This is a genomic window from Caballeronia sp. LZ028, from assembly GCF_031451415.1.
In the GTDB taxonomy this organism is placed as follows: domain Bacteria; phylum Pseudomonadota; class Gammaproteobacteria; order Burkholderiales; family Burkholderiaceae; genus Caballeronia; species Caballeronia zhejiangensis.
In genome coordinates this window covers 499,651-515,736 of sequence record NZ_JARUXN010000003.1, presented here as the reverse complement: position 1 = coordinate 515,736, position 16,086 = coordinate 499,651, and the positions used below count along the sequence as shown (strand labels likewise).

The 16,086-nt window shown below is 62.4% G+C and carries 13 protein-coding genes; 6 read left to right on the top strand and 7 right to left on the bottom strand.

Going from position 1 to position 16,086, the window contains the following annotated elements:
• The first annotated feature begins 70 nt into the window (after positions 1 to 70).
• The 5 genes from pqqA (at position 71) to QCE58_RS19630 (ending at position 5,039) form a co-directional block, all read left to right on the top strand.
• The gene (gene pqqA / locus QCE58_RS34125; protein ID WP_008347847.1) at positions 71 to 145 is read left to right on the top strand and encodes a pyrroloquinoline quinone precursor peptide PqqA; all 75 of its coding nucleotides are present in this window, start codon (positions 71 to 73) and stop codon (positions 143 to 145) included.
• Between the two features lie 66 nt (positions 146 to 211).
• The gene (pqqD, locus tag QCE58_RS19645) at positions 212 to 493 is read left to right on the top strand and encodes a pyrroloquinoline quinone biosynthesis peptide chaperone PqqD (protein ID WP_008347844.1); all 282 of its coding nucleotides are present in this window, start codon (positions 212 to 214) and stop codon (positions 491 to 493) included.
• A 240-nt stretch (positions 494 to 733) separates the two neighbouring features.
• On the top strand, positions 734 to 2,473 hold the full coding sequence (locus tag QCE58_RS19640; RefSeq protein ID WP_250521869.1) for a methanol/ethanol family PQQ-dependent dehydrogenase: 1,740 nt from the start codon (positions 734 to 736) through the stop codon (positions 2,471 to 2,473).
• A 74-nt stretch (positions 2,474 to 2,547) separates the two neighbouring features.
• On the top strand, positions 2,548 to 3,744 hold the full coding sequence (locus QCE58_RS19635; protein WP_250521868.1) for a c-type cytochrome: 1,197 nt from the start codon (positions 2,548 to 2,550) through the stop codon (positions 3,742 to 3,744).
• A gap of 245 nt (positions 3,745 to 3,989) precedes the next feature.
• Positions 3,990 to 5,039, top strand: coding sequence for an aromatic acid exporter family protein (locus tag QCE58_RS19630; RefSeq protein ID WP_250521867.1), 1,050 nt, complete (start codon positions 3,990 to 3,992; stop codon positions 5,037 to 5,039).
• Here QCE58_RS19630 and QCE58_RS19625 read toward each other — a convergent pair.
• From QCE58_RS19625 to QCE58_RS19595, 7 genes are all read right to left on the bottom strand, one after another.
• Positions 5,036 to 6,184, bottom strand: coding sequence for a DSD1 family PLP-dependent enzyme (locus QCE58_RS19625; RefSeq protein ID WP_250457228.1), 1,149 nt, complete (start codon positions 6,182 to 6,184; stop codon positions 5,036 to 5,038). The genes QCE58_RS19630 and QCE58_RS19625 overlap by 4 nt on opposite strands.
• A 93-nt stretch (positions 6,185 to 6,277) precedes the next feature.
• Positions 6,278 to 7,516, bottom strand: coding sequence for a CaiB/BaiF CoA-transferase family protein (locus tag QCE58_RS19620; protein ID WP_250521866.1), 1,239 nt, complete (start codon positions 7,514 to 7,516; stop codon positions 6,278 to 6,280).
• A 1-nt stretch (position 7,517) separates the two neighbouring features.
• Positions 7,518 to 8,327: an enoyl-CoA hydratase/isomerase family protein gene (locus tag QCE58_RS19615; protein WP_008347833.1), complete on the bottom strand. Its 810-nt coding sequence runs from the start codon at positions 8,325 to 8,327 to the stop codon at positions 7,518 to 7,520.
• A gap of 65 nt (positions 8,328 to 8,392) precedes the next feature.
• Positions 8,393 to 9,682, bottom strand: a complete 1,290-nt coding sequence (locus tag QCE58_RS19610; protein WP_008347831.1) for an MFS transporter — start codon at positions 9,680 to 9,682, stop codon at positions 8,393 to 8,395.
• Between the two features lie 253 nt (positions 9,683 to 9,935).
• A complete protein-coding gene (locus QCE58_RS19605; RefSeq protein WP_250521865.1) occupies positions 9,936 to 12,974 on the bottom strand; it encodes an FAD-binding and (Fe-S)-binding domain-containing protein in 3,039 nt (1,012 codons plus the stop codon).
• 54 nt (positions 12,975 to 13,028) lie between these two features.
• Positions 13,029 to 13,793 (bottom strand): 2-keto-4-pentenoate hydratase, encoded by a 765-nt coding sequence (locus QCE58_RS19600; protein ID WP_250457225.1) that lies wholly within the window; start codon positions 13,791 to 13,793, stop codon positions 13,029 to 13,031.
• Positions 13,790 to 15,010 carry an alanine--glyoxylate aminotransferase family protein gene (locus QCE58_RS19595; RefSeq protein WP_250521864.1) on the bottom strand — a complete coding sequence of 407 codons (1,221 nt, stop codon included), beginning with the start codon at positions 15,008 to 15,010 and terminating at the stop codon, positions 13,790 to 13,792. The genes QCE58_RS19600 and QCE58_RS19595 overlap by 4 nt, the downstream gene beginning before the upstream one ends.
• A 164-nt stretch (positions 15,011 to 15,174) precedes the next feature.
• Here QCE58_RS19595 and QCE58_RS19590 point away from each other — a divergent pair, with 164 nt between their 5' ends.
• Positions 15,175 to 15,930 (top strand): GntR family transcriptional regulator, encoded by a 756-nt coding sequence (locus QCE58_RS19590; RefSeq protein WP_034470980.1) that lies wholly within the window; start codon positions 15,175 to 15,177, stop codon positions 15,928 to 15,930.
• Positions 15,931 to 16,086: the final 156 nt, after the last annotated feature.

The following is a 16,086-nucleotide window of genomic DNA, read 5'->3' as shown; positions in this document are numbered from 1 at the left end:
GACCTTGCATTTCGAGGTCCGGTCGCGAAACGGCTCGCGATCCAACTCGAACATCATCAAGGAGATGAACATGCAATGGACGACACCCGCCTTCACCGACCTGCGCTTCGGCTTCGAGATCACGATGTACATCGCTACACGTTGATCCTTCGATGACGGCAAGCCTGGGGCGAATCTGCCCCGGGCCTGCACCCTTCCCTTTCCGTCCCACATGAACTCTACGACCGCGCATGCGGACGCATGCACGCGCCCGCGCCTGCGTGCGTCATTCAAGCTGCATTGGCATGCGGACATGCAAACGTGCGAGATCGTTCATCGGCACGGCAGCGTCGAACTGAACCGCAGCGCGGGCGAGATACTCGCACGCTGCGATGGCACGCGCGCGCTCGACGAGATCATCGGCGAACTGGAGACGCGCTTCGGCATCGCAGGTCTCGCCGCGGATGTCTATCGCTTCGTCGATGCAGCACGTCGACTAGGTTGGCTCGCCTGAGCTCGCGTTGTCACATCGGGCAACACGTCAAACGTCCCACTGCTCCACGATGCAACACCTCTTCAATAGCGCCTCAATGCGCCCGCATTGAGCGCTTTGGACGCGACAACCGCGTACAGCAAGGCGATTGCGCGTATCGGTCGTCGATGGCACATGACTTGCCTTGATGACGTCGCAACTGCTTCGCATCGCTATCGAGTTTCAATAAGACGTTGCATCGACAATATCCAGGAGACAACGATGAACATTCGCTTCAGTCCGGCCCTGCGCGTCGCGGCCCTTGCAGCAGGTGCCGTCGCTGCGTTCAGCGTGGCGCAGCATCTTGCCATCGCGGCGGAAGGCACACCGGCGCAGTACCCGGACGTCAGCTATGAACGCCTCGCGAACGCGCAAGACGACCCCGGCTGGCTCACGTATTACCGCACGTATAACGGTCATGGGCATTCGCCGCTCAAGCAGATCGATACGAGCAACGTGAAGAACCTGAAGCAGGTTTGGAGCTACAAGTTTCCAAAGGACTTGCAGCAAGGCTTCGAGGCCACGCCCATCGTCAACGGTCGCTTTCTCTTCGTGACGACGCCCAAGGACAACGTCTATGCATTCGATGCCGCAACGGGCAAACAACTCTGGAAATACGAGCCGAATCTCGATGCGAAATCGTTCAAGACCGCATGTTGCGATGTGGTCAATCGCGGAGTCGCGTTATACGGCAAGAACGTTTATGTCGCGATGTTGAACGGCGAAGTGGCCGCGCTCGATGCGCAAACGGGCTCGCTCGTGTGGAAGAAGGCGATGTTCGATCCGGGCGTCGGATATGCGTTCTCGCTCGCACCGCTCGCACTCGATGGCGCGCTCGTCGTCGGAAGCTCGGGCGGCGAGTATGGCGCGCGCGGCTTCATCGCAGCACTCGATCCCAACGACGGCAATGTGCTGTGGAAACGCTATACGGTGCCCGGCGCGAAGGAGCCCGGCGGCAACACATGGCCCGATGGCATGCAGGAGCATGGCGGCGCCCCCGCGTGGCTCACCGGCACCTATGATGCGGCGAGCAAGACGCTTTATTGGGGCGTCGGAAATCCGGGACCGTGGCTCGCCGATCTTCGTCCTGGCGACAACCTCTATTCCGACTCGTTGCTCGCGCTCGATCCGAAGACGGGCGATCTCAAGTGGCACTATCAATACACGACGAATGACACGTGGGACTATGACGGCGTCAATACGCCGGTACTCGCGAACATCAAGTATCAGGGCAAGGACTACGACGCGATCATTCACGCAGACCGCAATGGCTTTTTCCATGCGATCGATCGCAGCAACGGCAAGCTAATCTATGCGCGGCCCTTCGTCACCGCGACATCGGTCACAGGCTATACGGACGATGGCAAGCCGATTCAGGATCCCGCCAAGTATCCGAAGACCGGCACGACCATCGAAACGTGTCCGAGCTTCCTCGGAGGCAAGAACTGGTGGTCCGTTTCATACGATCCGCAGAAACATATAGCCTTCGTGCCGGCGCTGCATGCGTGCATGTCCCTGTCCGGCAAATCGGTGAACTACATGGAAGGCCTGCCCTATCTCGGCGAAGGCTTCGAGATCAAGCCGGAACCGAACAGCAAGGGCTACGGCGAACTGCAGGCGATCGATGTCGACACCGGCAAGAAGATCTGGAGCCACTGGACCAAGCTGCCTTGGAACGGCGGCGTCGCGACGACGGCGGGCGGCCTCGCATTCAGCGGCTCGCTCGACGGCCATCTCTACGCGTTCGATGAAAAGACCGGCAAGGTCTTGTGGCAAAGCCCCAAACTCGCGAGCGGCATCATCGCCCAGCCTTCGGTGTACGAGATCGACGGCAAGGAATACGTTGCCATTCTCGCGGGATACGGTGGCGCCAATCCGATCTGGGGCGGACCGATGGCGAAGGCCGCGGACAAGGTGCCGCGCGGCGGCACGCTCTATGTGTTCGCGCTCAATCGCGCCTGACCCATGCTGATCGAACCGCGAGCGCGCATCGCCGCGCGCTTGCGGTGCTCACCGACATCACCGGACGCTTCGACATGAATCATTCGCTCAACTCCATTCGCGCAGCAGGCATGCTGGCCGCATGCATCGCGCTCGCACCATCGGCTTCCGACGCGGCCGTGAAGATCTGCACGTTTCCCGGCAGTCCTTCGGCCGCGCTCGACCGCAGCGTCGCGCAAGCGGTCTTCGCCCGCGCCAACATCGCAGCAACGTTCGTATCGCACGGTATCGGCGAAGGCGACGACGACGGCGTGTCGCTTCACGAACTCGACAAGACGCTCGCGCGCGATTGCGATGTGATCGCTGGCTTTCCCCGTTCCACCGTCGCCGATGCATCGGGTGGCAAGATGCAATTCTCGCGCGGCTATCTGCGTGCGGGCTATGTCAGCATCGAAGCGCCTGACGTGCTTCTGAACGATGCCGCAAAGCGCACGGTCGCCGCGACCTATGCAAGCCCCGCACAACTGATCGCCGTGCAGCAGCGCGACGTGACGCTCGATCTGGAGAACACGTCGGCATCGACCGTCGATGCAGTCGCGAACGGACGCGCTTATCGTGCGATCGTGTGGTATCCCGCTGTCGTGGCTTATCGCATTGCGCATCCGCAACAGAGCTTCACCGTCGCAGCCGCGAATTCGCCCTACGCGGACTGGCATCTGGCATTCGCATTCGGCGACAGGAGCGCTGCGTTGCGTCCGCGCATCGACGATGCGCTCAAATCGATGATCGACGAAGGCCGCCTTCAGGCGCTCACGAAACAGTGGACGTTGCCCGTGCAAACTGCATCGTCTTCTGCAGCACCGTCGAAGCACTCGGGCATCATGCTCGCCGACATGAATGGCGCGCGCGCCGGCCGCTTCACCAAGGTCGCGAATGAGGGAACCGTCGAGCCGCCGACGTTCGAACAAGCGCAAACGACGCACGGCAAGGCGCTTTATTCGAGCTCGTGCGCGAAGTGCCATGGGGCACAGTTGCAAGGCATCACAGCGCCCGCGTTGCAAGGTCCGTCGTTCGCACCGCCGTCGAATTCGCATCTCACCGTGGGCGGCATCTTCACCTACATGGCCACCAACATGCCCGCGGACCGTCCAGGCAAGATGAAGGACCAGGACTATGCCGACATCATGGCCTTCCTGCTGATGTCGAACGGCTACAAGCCCGGCGGTGCAAAGATGACAGCCGACAGTGCCCGCGCGTCGAAACTCCCGCTCAACGCCGGGCCGGCCCGATAAGGTCGCCATGCCGGCACCGGCCACTCAGGCTCGAATGGTGACGCTCGTCGAAACCGTGCCGATGCTTACGTCGCGACACGAAGGCGGCACATGTGCCCCGGAAACATCGGGCATATGTGCCGCCTTGTCTTTCCCTTCCTGAACAGCTTCATTTTTTCGCACCGTGCACATTGGCATAATGCAGCACGGGCGCGCATGCTTCGCGTCTCCTTCGCTTGTCCCGTTTCGTCAACGACCGAGACCGCATGACTTCGATCACTCGTACTCGAGTTCAGGTGCGCGCCTTCTTCGGCGCACCCGAAGCAAGACGCCTTCTTCGCACACTGATGAGTTGCGCGATCAGCTATGCCGCCGCACGACTGGCCGCACTGCCCGAAGGTTACTGGGCACTTATCACGACGCTCGTCATCGTGACGCAACCGAGCCTCTCGCAGGCGGTCGATATTGCTCGCGACCAGATCATCGGCGCATTCATCGGCGCGATCGCGGGCGTGCTCGGCATTGTCGCGATGAACCGCGGCGCGCCGCCGCTCGCGGTGTTTTCGGTCGCGCTCGTGCCGCTTGCCGCGTTGAGCGCGAAGCGGCCTGCGTTCAGGCTTGCGTGCGTGACGCTCGTGATCGTCGTGCTGATTCCGGCGGGACCGGGATCGCCTTTCCAGCGGCCGATGCATCGCGTGCTGGAGATTTTGATCGGCGCCGCTTCGTCCTTCGTCGTGTCGGCGCTCTGGCCCAATCGTGCGCTTACGGCCGCGCATCGCAGCGTCGCCGATACGTTGAAGAGCCTCGGCCAGTTGATCGCGCTCCATCTTTCGGGCGAGCGGGATGATGCTCGCGCGACGCGCCTCGAAACGCAAAGCACCGACGCGCAAAAAGCCTTCGACGATGCGTTGAAGGAAGCCGAACGCGAACACATCATCGTGCTCGTGCAAAACCGCCGCTCGGATGCCATCGACAAGGCCGCACCGTTTCTGCGGCGTCTCCATAGCGATGCGCTCTTTCTCGCGAAAGCTGTATCGCGCCTCGATCGCGATACTTGCGCGGCTCGGCTCGGCGCGGCCGGTCGCGAATTGCAGGCTTTGTTCGAGACGCTCGCGAGCGTGCTTGCAGCGAATCGTCAGGACGATGAGAAGCTCGCGCGCGCACGTTCCGCCGTGAACGAACTCAAGGCCATGCTCGAGCAACAGGAAGCGACGCACGGCGCGCAGGAAGTGGCGCAGTTCGTGATCGGCCTGATCGTTGCCGACGTCGATGCGCTGATCGCGACGATCTATCCGCCGAAGGAGTCACGGGCTTAGCGCGAAAGACCGCGCGCGTCGATCGGCCATATGTCGGTCACGCGTTCGCCTCGATAGCAGACGTATTCATCGTAGAGATTCACGGTCGGATCGCAATGACCCGGCGGCAACAGCACACGCTTGCCGACGAGATCAGCGAAATCGCCTTCAGCATCGTGCTGGGCTTGCAGCATGCCGTGCTCATCGTTCGCGGAGATATAACTGAACGTGGGCTTGGCGCCCGCACCGAGCCAGTTCACGCTGCGCGGCAAGCCCGAATCGACCGCGAGCCCTTTCAGGCCGACATCGCATACGGCCATGCCGGGGCGCGTGGCGCTCATGACCGTCGACAGCACGAAGAGACTGTGACGCCAGCGCAATTCGCCGCCCCAACCGATGCCGCCATAGTCGCCGTCCATGAACAGATACGAGCCCGGCTGCAATTCGGTGAAGACGCCACTCGCAGCATCGAACTCGACAGTGCCTGTGCCGCCGCCCGTCACGATGCCGCAACGCACGCCGCGAACATCGAGCGCGCGGACGTAGCGCGCGGCGATATCGGCGGCGCGGCTTGCTTCGGCCTTGCGTGCAATCCAATCCGCGACGTGCTGGATGCCGCCGTGATACGCCTGCAGTCCTGCGAAGCGCAGCGCGCTCTGCGCTGCGATGCCGTCGACGAGCGCGAGCAGCGCATCTTCGCTCGTCACGCCGCAGCGATGCTGACCTGCATCGACTTCCGGCAGCACGTCGATCGTGACGCCCGCGCGTGCCGCTGCGTCGCCGAGAGCCTGAACTTGCGGCAACGCATCCACGCATACCGAAAGATGCACATGCGATGCGAGTTCGACGGCCATCGCGAGTTTGTCCGCGCCGACGAACTCATTGCTGACATGAATGCTCGCGATGCCCGCCGCCGCGAACGGATACGCCTCCGACAGCTTCTGACAACACACGCCGACCGCACCCGCGCCGACCTGACGCTTCGCGATCTCGCTGCACTTGTGCGCCTTCGCATGCGGACGCAACGCGACGCCATGACGCGCGGCGAACGCCGACATCGCCGCGAGATTGGCGTCGAAGGCATCGAGATCGATCATCAGGGAAGGCGTGGCGACCGAAGCGAGCGAATCGCCCGCGCGAGCGGCGGGAGGAGGTGCGAGCGTCATGGCAGAGGGTGTCGATGAAGTTGGATCAGACATCGATCATAGCGCTGCATACTGCATGATGAATGCATAAAACCATTTGCTCGCCCGTCGCTTTCACGCGGGAACGTCCGTTTCCAGAATCGCGCCTTCGTCCTTGAGCGCCTGAATGCGCGCCTCGTCGAAACCGTATTCGTCGAGCACTTCGCCGGTGTGCTGACCGAGCAGCGGCGCGGGACGCGAAGCCTTCGTGCAGCCTTCGGAGAAGTGAATCGGCAACCCGATGCCGCGCATCGGGCCGGCAAGCGGATGCTCCGTTTCGACGATCATCCCGCGCGCCATGGCCTGCTCGTGCGACGACGCTTCCGGCACGCCCAACACCGCGCCGCTCGGCAATCCGATGGCATCGAAGGAAACGAGCCACTCGTCGGTCGTGCGTTCGATGAGACGCGCCGTCAGGATATCGACGAGCGCCTCGCGATGCTTCAGACGTCCCGCGTTGGTCTGGAAGCGCTCGTCCTCAGCGAGTCCCGGAATATTCAACACGCCGACGAGACGCTCGTAGTTGCTCTGATTCGCCGCGCCGATGTTCACCCAGCCGTCGCGCGTGCGAAACGCCTGATACGGCGCGCTCGTGGGGTTGGCCGAGCCGGCTTTAGGCAGGACGGTGCCATCGGCGAAGTAGTTGGCGAAGGCCCAGTACATCTGCTGCAGGCCGGCTTCGAACAGCGATGTATCGACCATCTGCCCGAGACCGGTCGCCTGCTTGCGCGCATAAGCCGCACTGATGCCGAGCGCCGCGAGGATGCCCGCGTTGATGTCGGTGACGGGCGAGCCCGCCTTGATCGGCGCCTGCCCCGGCTCGCCCGTCATGCTCATCAAACCGCTCAGCCCTTGCGCGATGAGATCGAAGCCGCCCTTGTCGGCCATCGGCCCGCTGCGGCCATAGCCCGATATCGCGCAGTAGATGAGTCCCGGATTCACGGCCTTCAGCATTTCGTAGCCCATGCCGAGCTTTTCCATCGTGCCGCGCCGATAGTTCTCCGTCACGACGTCCGCGCTCGCGAGCATCTTCCTCAGCACTTCCTTGCCGCCCTCGGTCTTGAGATTGAGGGCGATGCCGCGCTTGTTGCGGTTCACGATCATGAACGACGCGGATTCGCCGCTCGCAAGAATGGGTGCGAAACGACGGCAATCGTCGCCGCCGGGGATCTTCTCCACTTTGATGACATCGGCGCCCATGTCCGCGAGCATCATCCCGCAGATGGGCCCCGACATGATGTGCGCGAGTTCGATCACGCGCATCCCCGCAAGCGGTCCCGCGCCGGGCGCTACTGTCGATTTCGTGTCTGCCATGTCAACGTCCCTTGAATTGCGGTTTGATCTTGTCGAGGAAGGCCTGATAGCCGATGCGAAAATCCTCAGTGCCGAAGCATGCGAAGCCTTCATCGCGCTCTTCGTCGGTAAGCGGCTGAGGCTCCATCGCGCGGCGCACGAACTGCTTGTGCCAGCGCGCGACGAGCGGTGCGCCGTCCGCGATGCGCCGCGCGGTTTCATACGCGTGCGCCGTCACTTCCCCATCCGCGACGACACGCGTGACGAGTCCTTTTGCAAGCGCTTCCTTTGCATCGAAGATGCGTCCTTCGAGAAGAATCTCGAGCGCGACGGCAGGCCCCGCAAGACGCACGAGCCCTTCCATTTCCGCATGCGCCATCACGAGGCCGAGATTCTTGATGGGGACGCCGAAGCGGCTCGATTCGCCGCAAATGCGCAGATCGGACATCGCCGCGATTTCGAGACCGCCGCCGACGCAGATGCCATGAATCATCGCGACGATAGGATGCCGGCACTCGCGTAATGCATGCAAAGTGCGATGCATGATCGCGCCGTACGTACGCGCCTGTTCGACGTTCGAGCGATCCGTGCGGAACTCCGCGATGTCGTTGCCCGGCGAGAACGCTTTCTCGCCCGCGCCGCGCAGCACGATGCAGCGCAGCGTGTCGTCGCCGGAAAGCGTCTCGATGGTCTCTCCGAGCGAGCGCCACAAGTGCTTGGTCATTGCGTTGAGCTTCTCGGGCCGGTCGATCACGACTGTCGCGATATCGCCGTCACGCTCGATCAGGATGGATGGTTCCGCCACGTCGCCTCCAAGAATTGAATGCTGCATGCTGAATGCTTTATTCGATGCGGTTCAATGCATGCAAAATGCACCGAACCGCCGCGTGCGCCGAGTCAGACGAACTTGCGGGTGTCTGCCGCGTCGCTCTTTTCCTCCTCGACTTCCAGAGCACGGTCCGGGCGCATCATGAACGAAAGGACGATGCCGGCCGCCATCAGGATCATCGACACGGTGAACGGCAGGTTCCAGTTGCCTGTGCGGTCGATCAGCCAGCCGCCCACGACCGGGCTGATGATCGCCGCAAGCGCCGAACCGGAATTCATGATGCCGGCCGCGGTGCCCGAATGCTTGGGCGCGATATCCATGGGCACGGACCACATCGGGCCGATCGTCATTTCGTTGAAGAAGAAGCCGGCCGAGAGGCACACCGCCGCGAGCGTGATGGAGATATTGGAGATCAGCATGATCGGCGCGAGCGAGAGCAGCGTCAGCAGCATGCACACGCCGACCATCACGTTGCGCGCAAGCCGCACGTTGCCGCTCTTTCTCAGGATGCGATCGGTGAGCGAGCCGCCGAGCCAGTCGCCGAGTACGCCAGCGAAGAACACGCCCGAGGCGAACAGCGCCGATTTGCCGAGCTGCATGTGATAGCTGTGCAGAAAGTATTGCGGAATCCAGCCGAGAAAGAGCCACAGGACCCAGCCATAGCAGAAATACACGGCCGTGACGGGCGCCATGCGGCCGAGCAGCGTGCGCCACGGCACAGGCGTGCGTTGCTTCACACCCGAATACGTCGCGAGCGTCGCGCATTCTGTTTCCGTGATGCGCGGATGATCGCGTGGGTTATCGCGGAAATAGAAGACCCATGCGAGCGCCCAAAGGAAACTGATGACGCCGGTGATGATGAACGCGCCGCGCCAGCTCGTCGCGACCATCAGCCAGACGATGAGCGGCGGCGCCACTGCATTGCCGATGCGTGATGCTGCATGCGTAATGCCTTGTGCAAAACCACGCTGATCGGCGGGCATCCAGTTCGACATTGCGCGCGTCGCGGTCGGAAAGGTCGCGCCCTCACCGAGGCCGAGCAGCACGCGAGCCACGATCAGCGACACGAAGCCGCCCGCGAGACCGGAGAGGACGGTGGCTCCCGCCCAGATGATCGCGCATAGCGTGAGCGTTCGCCGCGGTCCGAACCGGTCGCCGACCCATCCGCCGATGATCTGAAACACGAGATACGGATACGCAAAGGCGGAAAACACGAAACCGACTTGCGTGTGCGAGAGGCCAAGCTCCGCGCCGAACTGGGCCGCCGCCGTGCTGACATTGACCCGGTCGATATAGGTGATGAAATACATCGCGCATAGCAATAGTAGAACGCGCGTCGTGGCTCGACGGAACATCATCGTCTCCTTGTTGGCCGCGTGCGTGCGCGAGCCACCTTCGAATGTCGAAAGGCGCCCGATGTCACGGCATGCGGAACTTCACGTGAATACGTCGGATGAGGACTGCAGCTCGGTATGAGCCTGCCTATTGCGTTCTGCGGCGCAGTTTGCGAATGCGTGGTTTGCGCGGTGATGTCATGGTTCGTCTCCTGATCGCGGCTCGTCGATGTCCGCTTTTTTTGCTTCGGTGAATGAAACGCTTGTCCTGCTCTTTTCAATCCATCGCATCGAGCGCCATGGCGAGAACTCGCGCGACATGAAGCGCCTCACGTTGTGCACCATCCGCGATCTGGTGACGGCAACTCGTGCCGTCCGCCACGATCAGCGCATCGTGTGCGGCGCGAACAGCCGGCAGCAGCGACAACTCCGCCATCGCCTGCGATGCGTCGTAATGTTCCGCTTCATATCCGAAGCTGCCCGCCATGCCGCAGCACGATGATTCGATCGTTCTCACATCGAGCCCCGGAATCCAGCCGAGCACTTTCTCGATGGGACGCACGGCATCGAATGCCTTCTGGTGACAATGTCCGTGCAACAGAGCCTTGGATCGACCGAGCGGTTTGAGCTTCAGTTGCAATCGCCCTTCCGCTTCTTCGCGCACGAGAAATTCCTCGAACAGAAACGACGCTTGCGACAGCTTGCGCGCGGCATCGCCATAGCCGTACCCGAGAAACTCGTCACGCAGCGAGAGCAGACATGAAGGCTCCAGGCCGACGATCATCACGCCGCGCTCGACATAAGGCATGAGTGCGTCGAGCGCGCGGCGTGCTTCGACCTTCGCTTCATCGACGAGACCGGCGGAAAGAAACGTGCGCCCGCAACAGAGCGGCCGCTCGGCCGCCTTCACGTTCAGATGAACCGCATAGCCTGCCGCTTCGAGCACGCGCTTGGCTGCGCGCGCGTTCTCGGGTTCGATGTAGTTGTTGAACGTGTCGACGAAGAGCAGGACTTCGTTAGTTGCAGACGCAACCGGTTTGTCCGTGGCATTCGCGAGAAACGGCTTTTCGAAACGTGGAAACGCACGTTGCCGCGCGAGACCGAGTTTCGACTTCAGCCAGCGCGCCACGCCCGGCATGTTCGATTCGAAAACATGCGACAGCGCAGGCATGCGGCTCGCATACGGCGCATAGCGCGGCAGGAACGCAATCAGGCGCTCACGCAATCGAACGCCATGACGCTGCGTCCATGCGGCGCGTGCCTCGATCTTGATACGCGCCATGTCGACACCGGTCGGGCAATCGCGCTTGCAACCCTTGCACGAGACGCATAGATCGAGGACGTCCTTCACATCCTGACTCGCGAGGCCGTCATCGCCCAATTGTCCCGACAATGCGAGCCGCAACGTGTTCGCACGGCCGCGCGTGAGATGCTGCTCGTCCTTCGTGATGCGATAGCTCGGGCACATCGTGCCTGCATCGAACTTGCGGCAATGGCCGTTGTTGTTGCACATCTCGACCGCTTTCGCGAGCCCGCCCGACAGATCGCCGCCCGATCCCGGCACGCCGTGCTCGCCCGTCAATGGATCGCGGGTGACGTTCCATGCCGACCAGTCGAGACGAGGGGTCAATCCACGCTCGCGATAAGAAGGCGGAAAGCGGAAGTTGCGCGCATCATCCATCTTCGGCGGCGCCACGATGCGATCAGGGCTCAGCCGGTTCTCCGGATCGAAGAGCCGCTTGATCTCGCGAAATGCCTCGTTGATGCGCGGGCCGTATTGCCACGCCACCCATTCGCCGCGGCACAGACCATCGCCGTGCTCACCCGAGAACGCGCCCTTGTATTCGCGCACCATCGCCGCGGCTTCTTCGGCGATCGCGCGCATCTTGATGGCCCCGTCGCGGCGCATGTCGAGAATCGGCCTCACATGCAGCGTGCCGACGCTCGCATGCGCGTACCACGTTCCTTCGGTTCCGTGCTTCCTGAATACATCGGTCAATCGGCTGGTGTATTCGGCGAGATGTTCGAGCGGCACCGCGCAGTCTTCGATGAAGGACACCGGCTTGCCATCGCCCTTCATGCTCATCATGATGTTGAGACCGGCCTTGCGCACTTCCCACAGGGCCTTCTGCGGCCCCGCATCGGGCATTTGCACGACCGATCCCGGCAGGCCGAGATCGCTCATCAACGCGACGAGCTGCGCAAGCTTTGCTACTTGCGTATCGCGATCCGCGCCCGCGAACTCGACGAGCAGAATCGCTTCCGGCTCGCCGACCAAAGCCTTCGCGATGACGGGACGAAACGCCGGATTCGACATCGCGAGGTTGATCATCGTGCGATCGACCAACTCGACCGCCACCGGCCCCAGCTTCACGATGTGCTGCGTCATGTCCATCGCATCGTAGAAGCTCGGGAAGTTCACGACGCCGAGCGTTTTGTGCGCGGGCAACGGCGCGAGCGTCAATGTCAGTTGACGGCTGAACGCGAGCGTGCCTTCGGAGCCGACCAGAAGGTTTGCAAGATTCGGCTCGCCGTCGTTGGTGAATGCAAGCGGGCTCTGACAATCGAAGACATCGAGGTTGTAACCCGCGACGCGTCGCAGCACCTTCGGGATGCGTTCGCGCATCTCCTGTTGCTCGCGCATGGCGATGCCCCGCACGCCGTCGACGAGATCGCGCGTGCGTGCATCGATCGTCATCGACGACAGCTTGCCGAAGCGCGCTTCGTGACCGTCGGCGAGGATCGCGTCGATCGCGTCGACGTTATGCACCATGATCCCGTATTCCATCGATCGCGAGCCGCACGAGTTGTTGCCCGCCATGCCGCCGATCGTGCATTGCGCGCTCGTCGATACGTCCACCGGAAACCAGAGGCCATGCGGCCTGAGCCACGCATTCAGGTGATCGAGCACGACGCCCGGTTCGACCGTGACCGTGCGCGCGTCCTTGTCGAAGTGAATGATGTTGTTGACCCACTTCGTCGTGTCGATGACGAGCGCTTCGCCCACTGTCTGCCCGCATTGGCTCGTGCCTGCGCCGCGCGCCAGCACGCTCGCGCGGCTGTCGCGGGCAATCTGCAGCGCAACGCGCAAGTCGTCCTGATCCTTCGGCACGACGACGCCGAGCGGCACGATCTGATAGATCGACGCATCGGTCGCATAGCGTCCGCGCGATGCGCGATCGAACAACACATCGCCTTTCAGCTCGCGCTGCAATCGCGCCTGCAGCGGTGTCGCCGTTGACGCGACCCGCGCACGCGCGGAAGCGGGCATCAGATGAATCGGCTTGACGAGCCGGTCTGTGGGGGAATTGAGCATCGTCGCTGTCGGTGAGTGCCGGAGTGCCTTGCGGTTCCTGGCCTTATGAATGCGTTATGCGAAATGCAATTCGACGGCGGGCAAGCCTTCGATCGCGCCGATGGCCGTGCCGGGCACATCCGGAAACGCCATGCCGGTGTAAGAACCCGCCGTGAGCACGGTCCCGCGTTCGACCGCGAGCCCGCGCGCCACGCTGTGATTGACCGTCCACGCGAGCAGGCGCCGCGGGTCGCCCGCAGGATTCGCCGGAACGCCGTCGAAAAGCGACGCGCCGTCGAACGTGAACGCCATCGCGGGCGATACGAACGGGAACGCCGCGTCGTAAGGCACGCCCTCGCCCACGATCAACGCGCCGTGATTCTGCAAATCGGCGAGTTGCCACGGCTTTTCGACATCGGGCCACGCGGCGAAACGGCTCGCGACCACTTCGATGGCCGCATGCACGGACTCGATCGCAGCGACCACGTCTTCATCGCTATACGGTCCGCTGTTCGGTTCGAAGCGCCGGCCGATCCTGAATGCCACTTCGAGTTCGAGACCGGCCTTGCCGAACGCGAGCATCGAGAGACGCGCACCGGTTTTATGCATGCCATCGGCGGGAAGCGGTGCACCCTGGATCGGCCCGTCGTGCGTCTTCGCGCCGACCTTCCATCCGCCGATGTCTGCGTTCAGCGCGCGCAGCGTCGCGTCCTGCGCCGCGTAGGCATCGTCGGCGTCGGACGGACGTGCGCCCAAGGGCAGCGCGTCGAGCTTCGCCCGATGCGCGCGCGCGTCGACGAGAAGCCGCGCGAGCGCATCGGCGTCGAACGCGGCGCTCATGCGGCCGCCTTCAACGCGGGCTTCGCGACGTGGCTCGTCAGATAGTCCATCGCCGCCGCCACGCCGCTGTCCTTCAACGCGATACCCGAGAGCTTCAGTCCCATCTCGCAACCGGTGAGCGCGGCCATCAGCGTGAGTTCGTTGCAATCGCCGAGATGACCGATGCGGAACATGCGGCCCTTCGCCTTGCCGAGCCCCGTACCGAGCGACAGATCGAAATGCTCGTAGATGAGCTTGCGCACCGCATCGGCATCGACGCCTTCGGGTGTCATCACGCCCGTCAGCACCGGCGAATACACGGCGGGATCGGCGCATTGAATCTCCAGTCCCCATGCGTTCACCGCCGCGCGGCACGCGGCCGCGAGCCGTTGATGGCGCGCGAACACGTTGTCGAGCCCTTCGCCAAGGATCATGTCGAGCGCTTCCGAGAGGCCGTAGAGCAGGTTCGTGTTCGGCGTGTAAGGCCAGTAGCCTTGCTTGTTCATCTCGATGATGTCGGTCCAATCCCAGAATGCGCGCGGCAACGTGGCGCGCTTCGACGCCTCGCGCGCCTTCTCCGATACCGCATTGAAGCTGATCCCCGGCGGCAGCATCAAACCTTTCTGCGAACCGGAAACGGTCACGTCGACGCCCCATTCATCGTGACGATAGTCAGCCGATGCCAAACCCGAGATCGTGTCCACCATCAACAGCGCGGGATGCTTCGCGGCGTCGATCGCGCGTCGCACGGCGGCGATATCCGATGTCACGCCCGTCGACGTTTCGTTATGGACGACACACACGGCCTTGATAGCGTGATTCGTGTCGTCACGCAGACGCTTCTCGATCATGTCGGCCTGTACGCCGCGCCGCCAGCCTTCGATGCCGGGCAGACCGAGAAACTCCGGCTTCAGCCCGAGGCTCTCGGCCATCTTCTTCCATAGCGTTGCGAAGTGGCCCGTCTCATACATCAGCACCGTGTCGCCGGAACTGAGCGTGTTGCAAAGCGCCGCTTCCCATGCGCCCGTGCCCGATGCCGGATAGATCACCACCGGTTGGCTCGTCTTGAAGATCTTCTTGATGCCATCGAGCACCTTGAGACCCAGCGCGCCGAACTCCGGCCCACGGTGATCGATCGTCGGATAGCTCATCGCGCGCAGGATGCGATCGGGCACAGGGCTCGGCCCCGGGATCTGCAGGAAGTGACGGCCAGCAGGATGGAAATCGAGCTTCAACATGGGTCCGCGTCCTTGTAAATGTAATTTTGCATGCAAAATACAATAACGCAGCAACAACCGCAGGTAAAGGAATACATAGACCGAACGGCCTAGGGATAACCCGCTGGCGGTTTTTTCCGCTGGCACTGCGTTAAAATTGCCGCAAATAGATTGCGAGGTATTGAATGCAAAATCCCGATTTACCAGACGTGCACGTTTCGTCCTCGCTTCCGAAGTTAGAGCGCCTGCGTCTGCACGACACCGTCGTCGATCACTTGCGCGGCTTCATCGTCGAAGGCTTGCTTGCTCCCGGCGTCAAGCTCAACGAGCGCAAGCTGTGTGAGACGCTCGGCATTTCGCGCACGCCGCTGCGCGAGGCGTTGAAGGTGCTCGCGGCCGAAGGGCTGATCGAGATTTCGCCGAACCGGGGGGCGTCGGTATCGCAGATGAGCGAGTTCGAAATTCGCGAGATGTTCGAATTGATGAGCGGGCTGGAGGCGTTCTCAGGCGAACTCGCGTGCGAGCGCATCACGCCGCTGGAGATCGCCGAGATCAAGGCGCTGCATTACGCGATGCTCGCGTGCCGCGCGCAGAACGATCTCTCCGGCTACTACAGCCGCAACCAGGCCATCCACGACAAGATCAACGAAGCGGCGCGCAATACGGCCTTGCGTCAGACTTACGTATCGATCAACCGGCGTCTCATGGCATTGCGCTTTCGTTCGAATTTCCAGACACCGAAGTGGGACAGCGCGATTCGCGATCACGAAGAAATGATCGAAGCGCTCGAAACGCGCGATGGCCGACGCATGGGCGAGATCCTGCGCAAGCATTTGCTCTCCAAGCGCGATGCGGTGCTCGCGGAGCGCACGTTGACGACGGTGAAGCCGGCGCCATCGAGAAAGCGCTCAACGGCCAAGCCGACGCCGGACGGGCGGTAGCGAATAGAACGGTCGCGTGATTTCGCGGAAGGTAAGGTATGGCGCGAAGGGCGTCAGTGATCTGCTCTAGAAATCCTGGACACAAATGAGTGTTAGTGTTTCGGAGGCAATTTTCCCAATAGGAACGGGAGGTTGGCGATGAAGCGCAAGCAATAT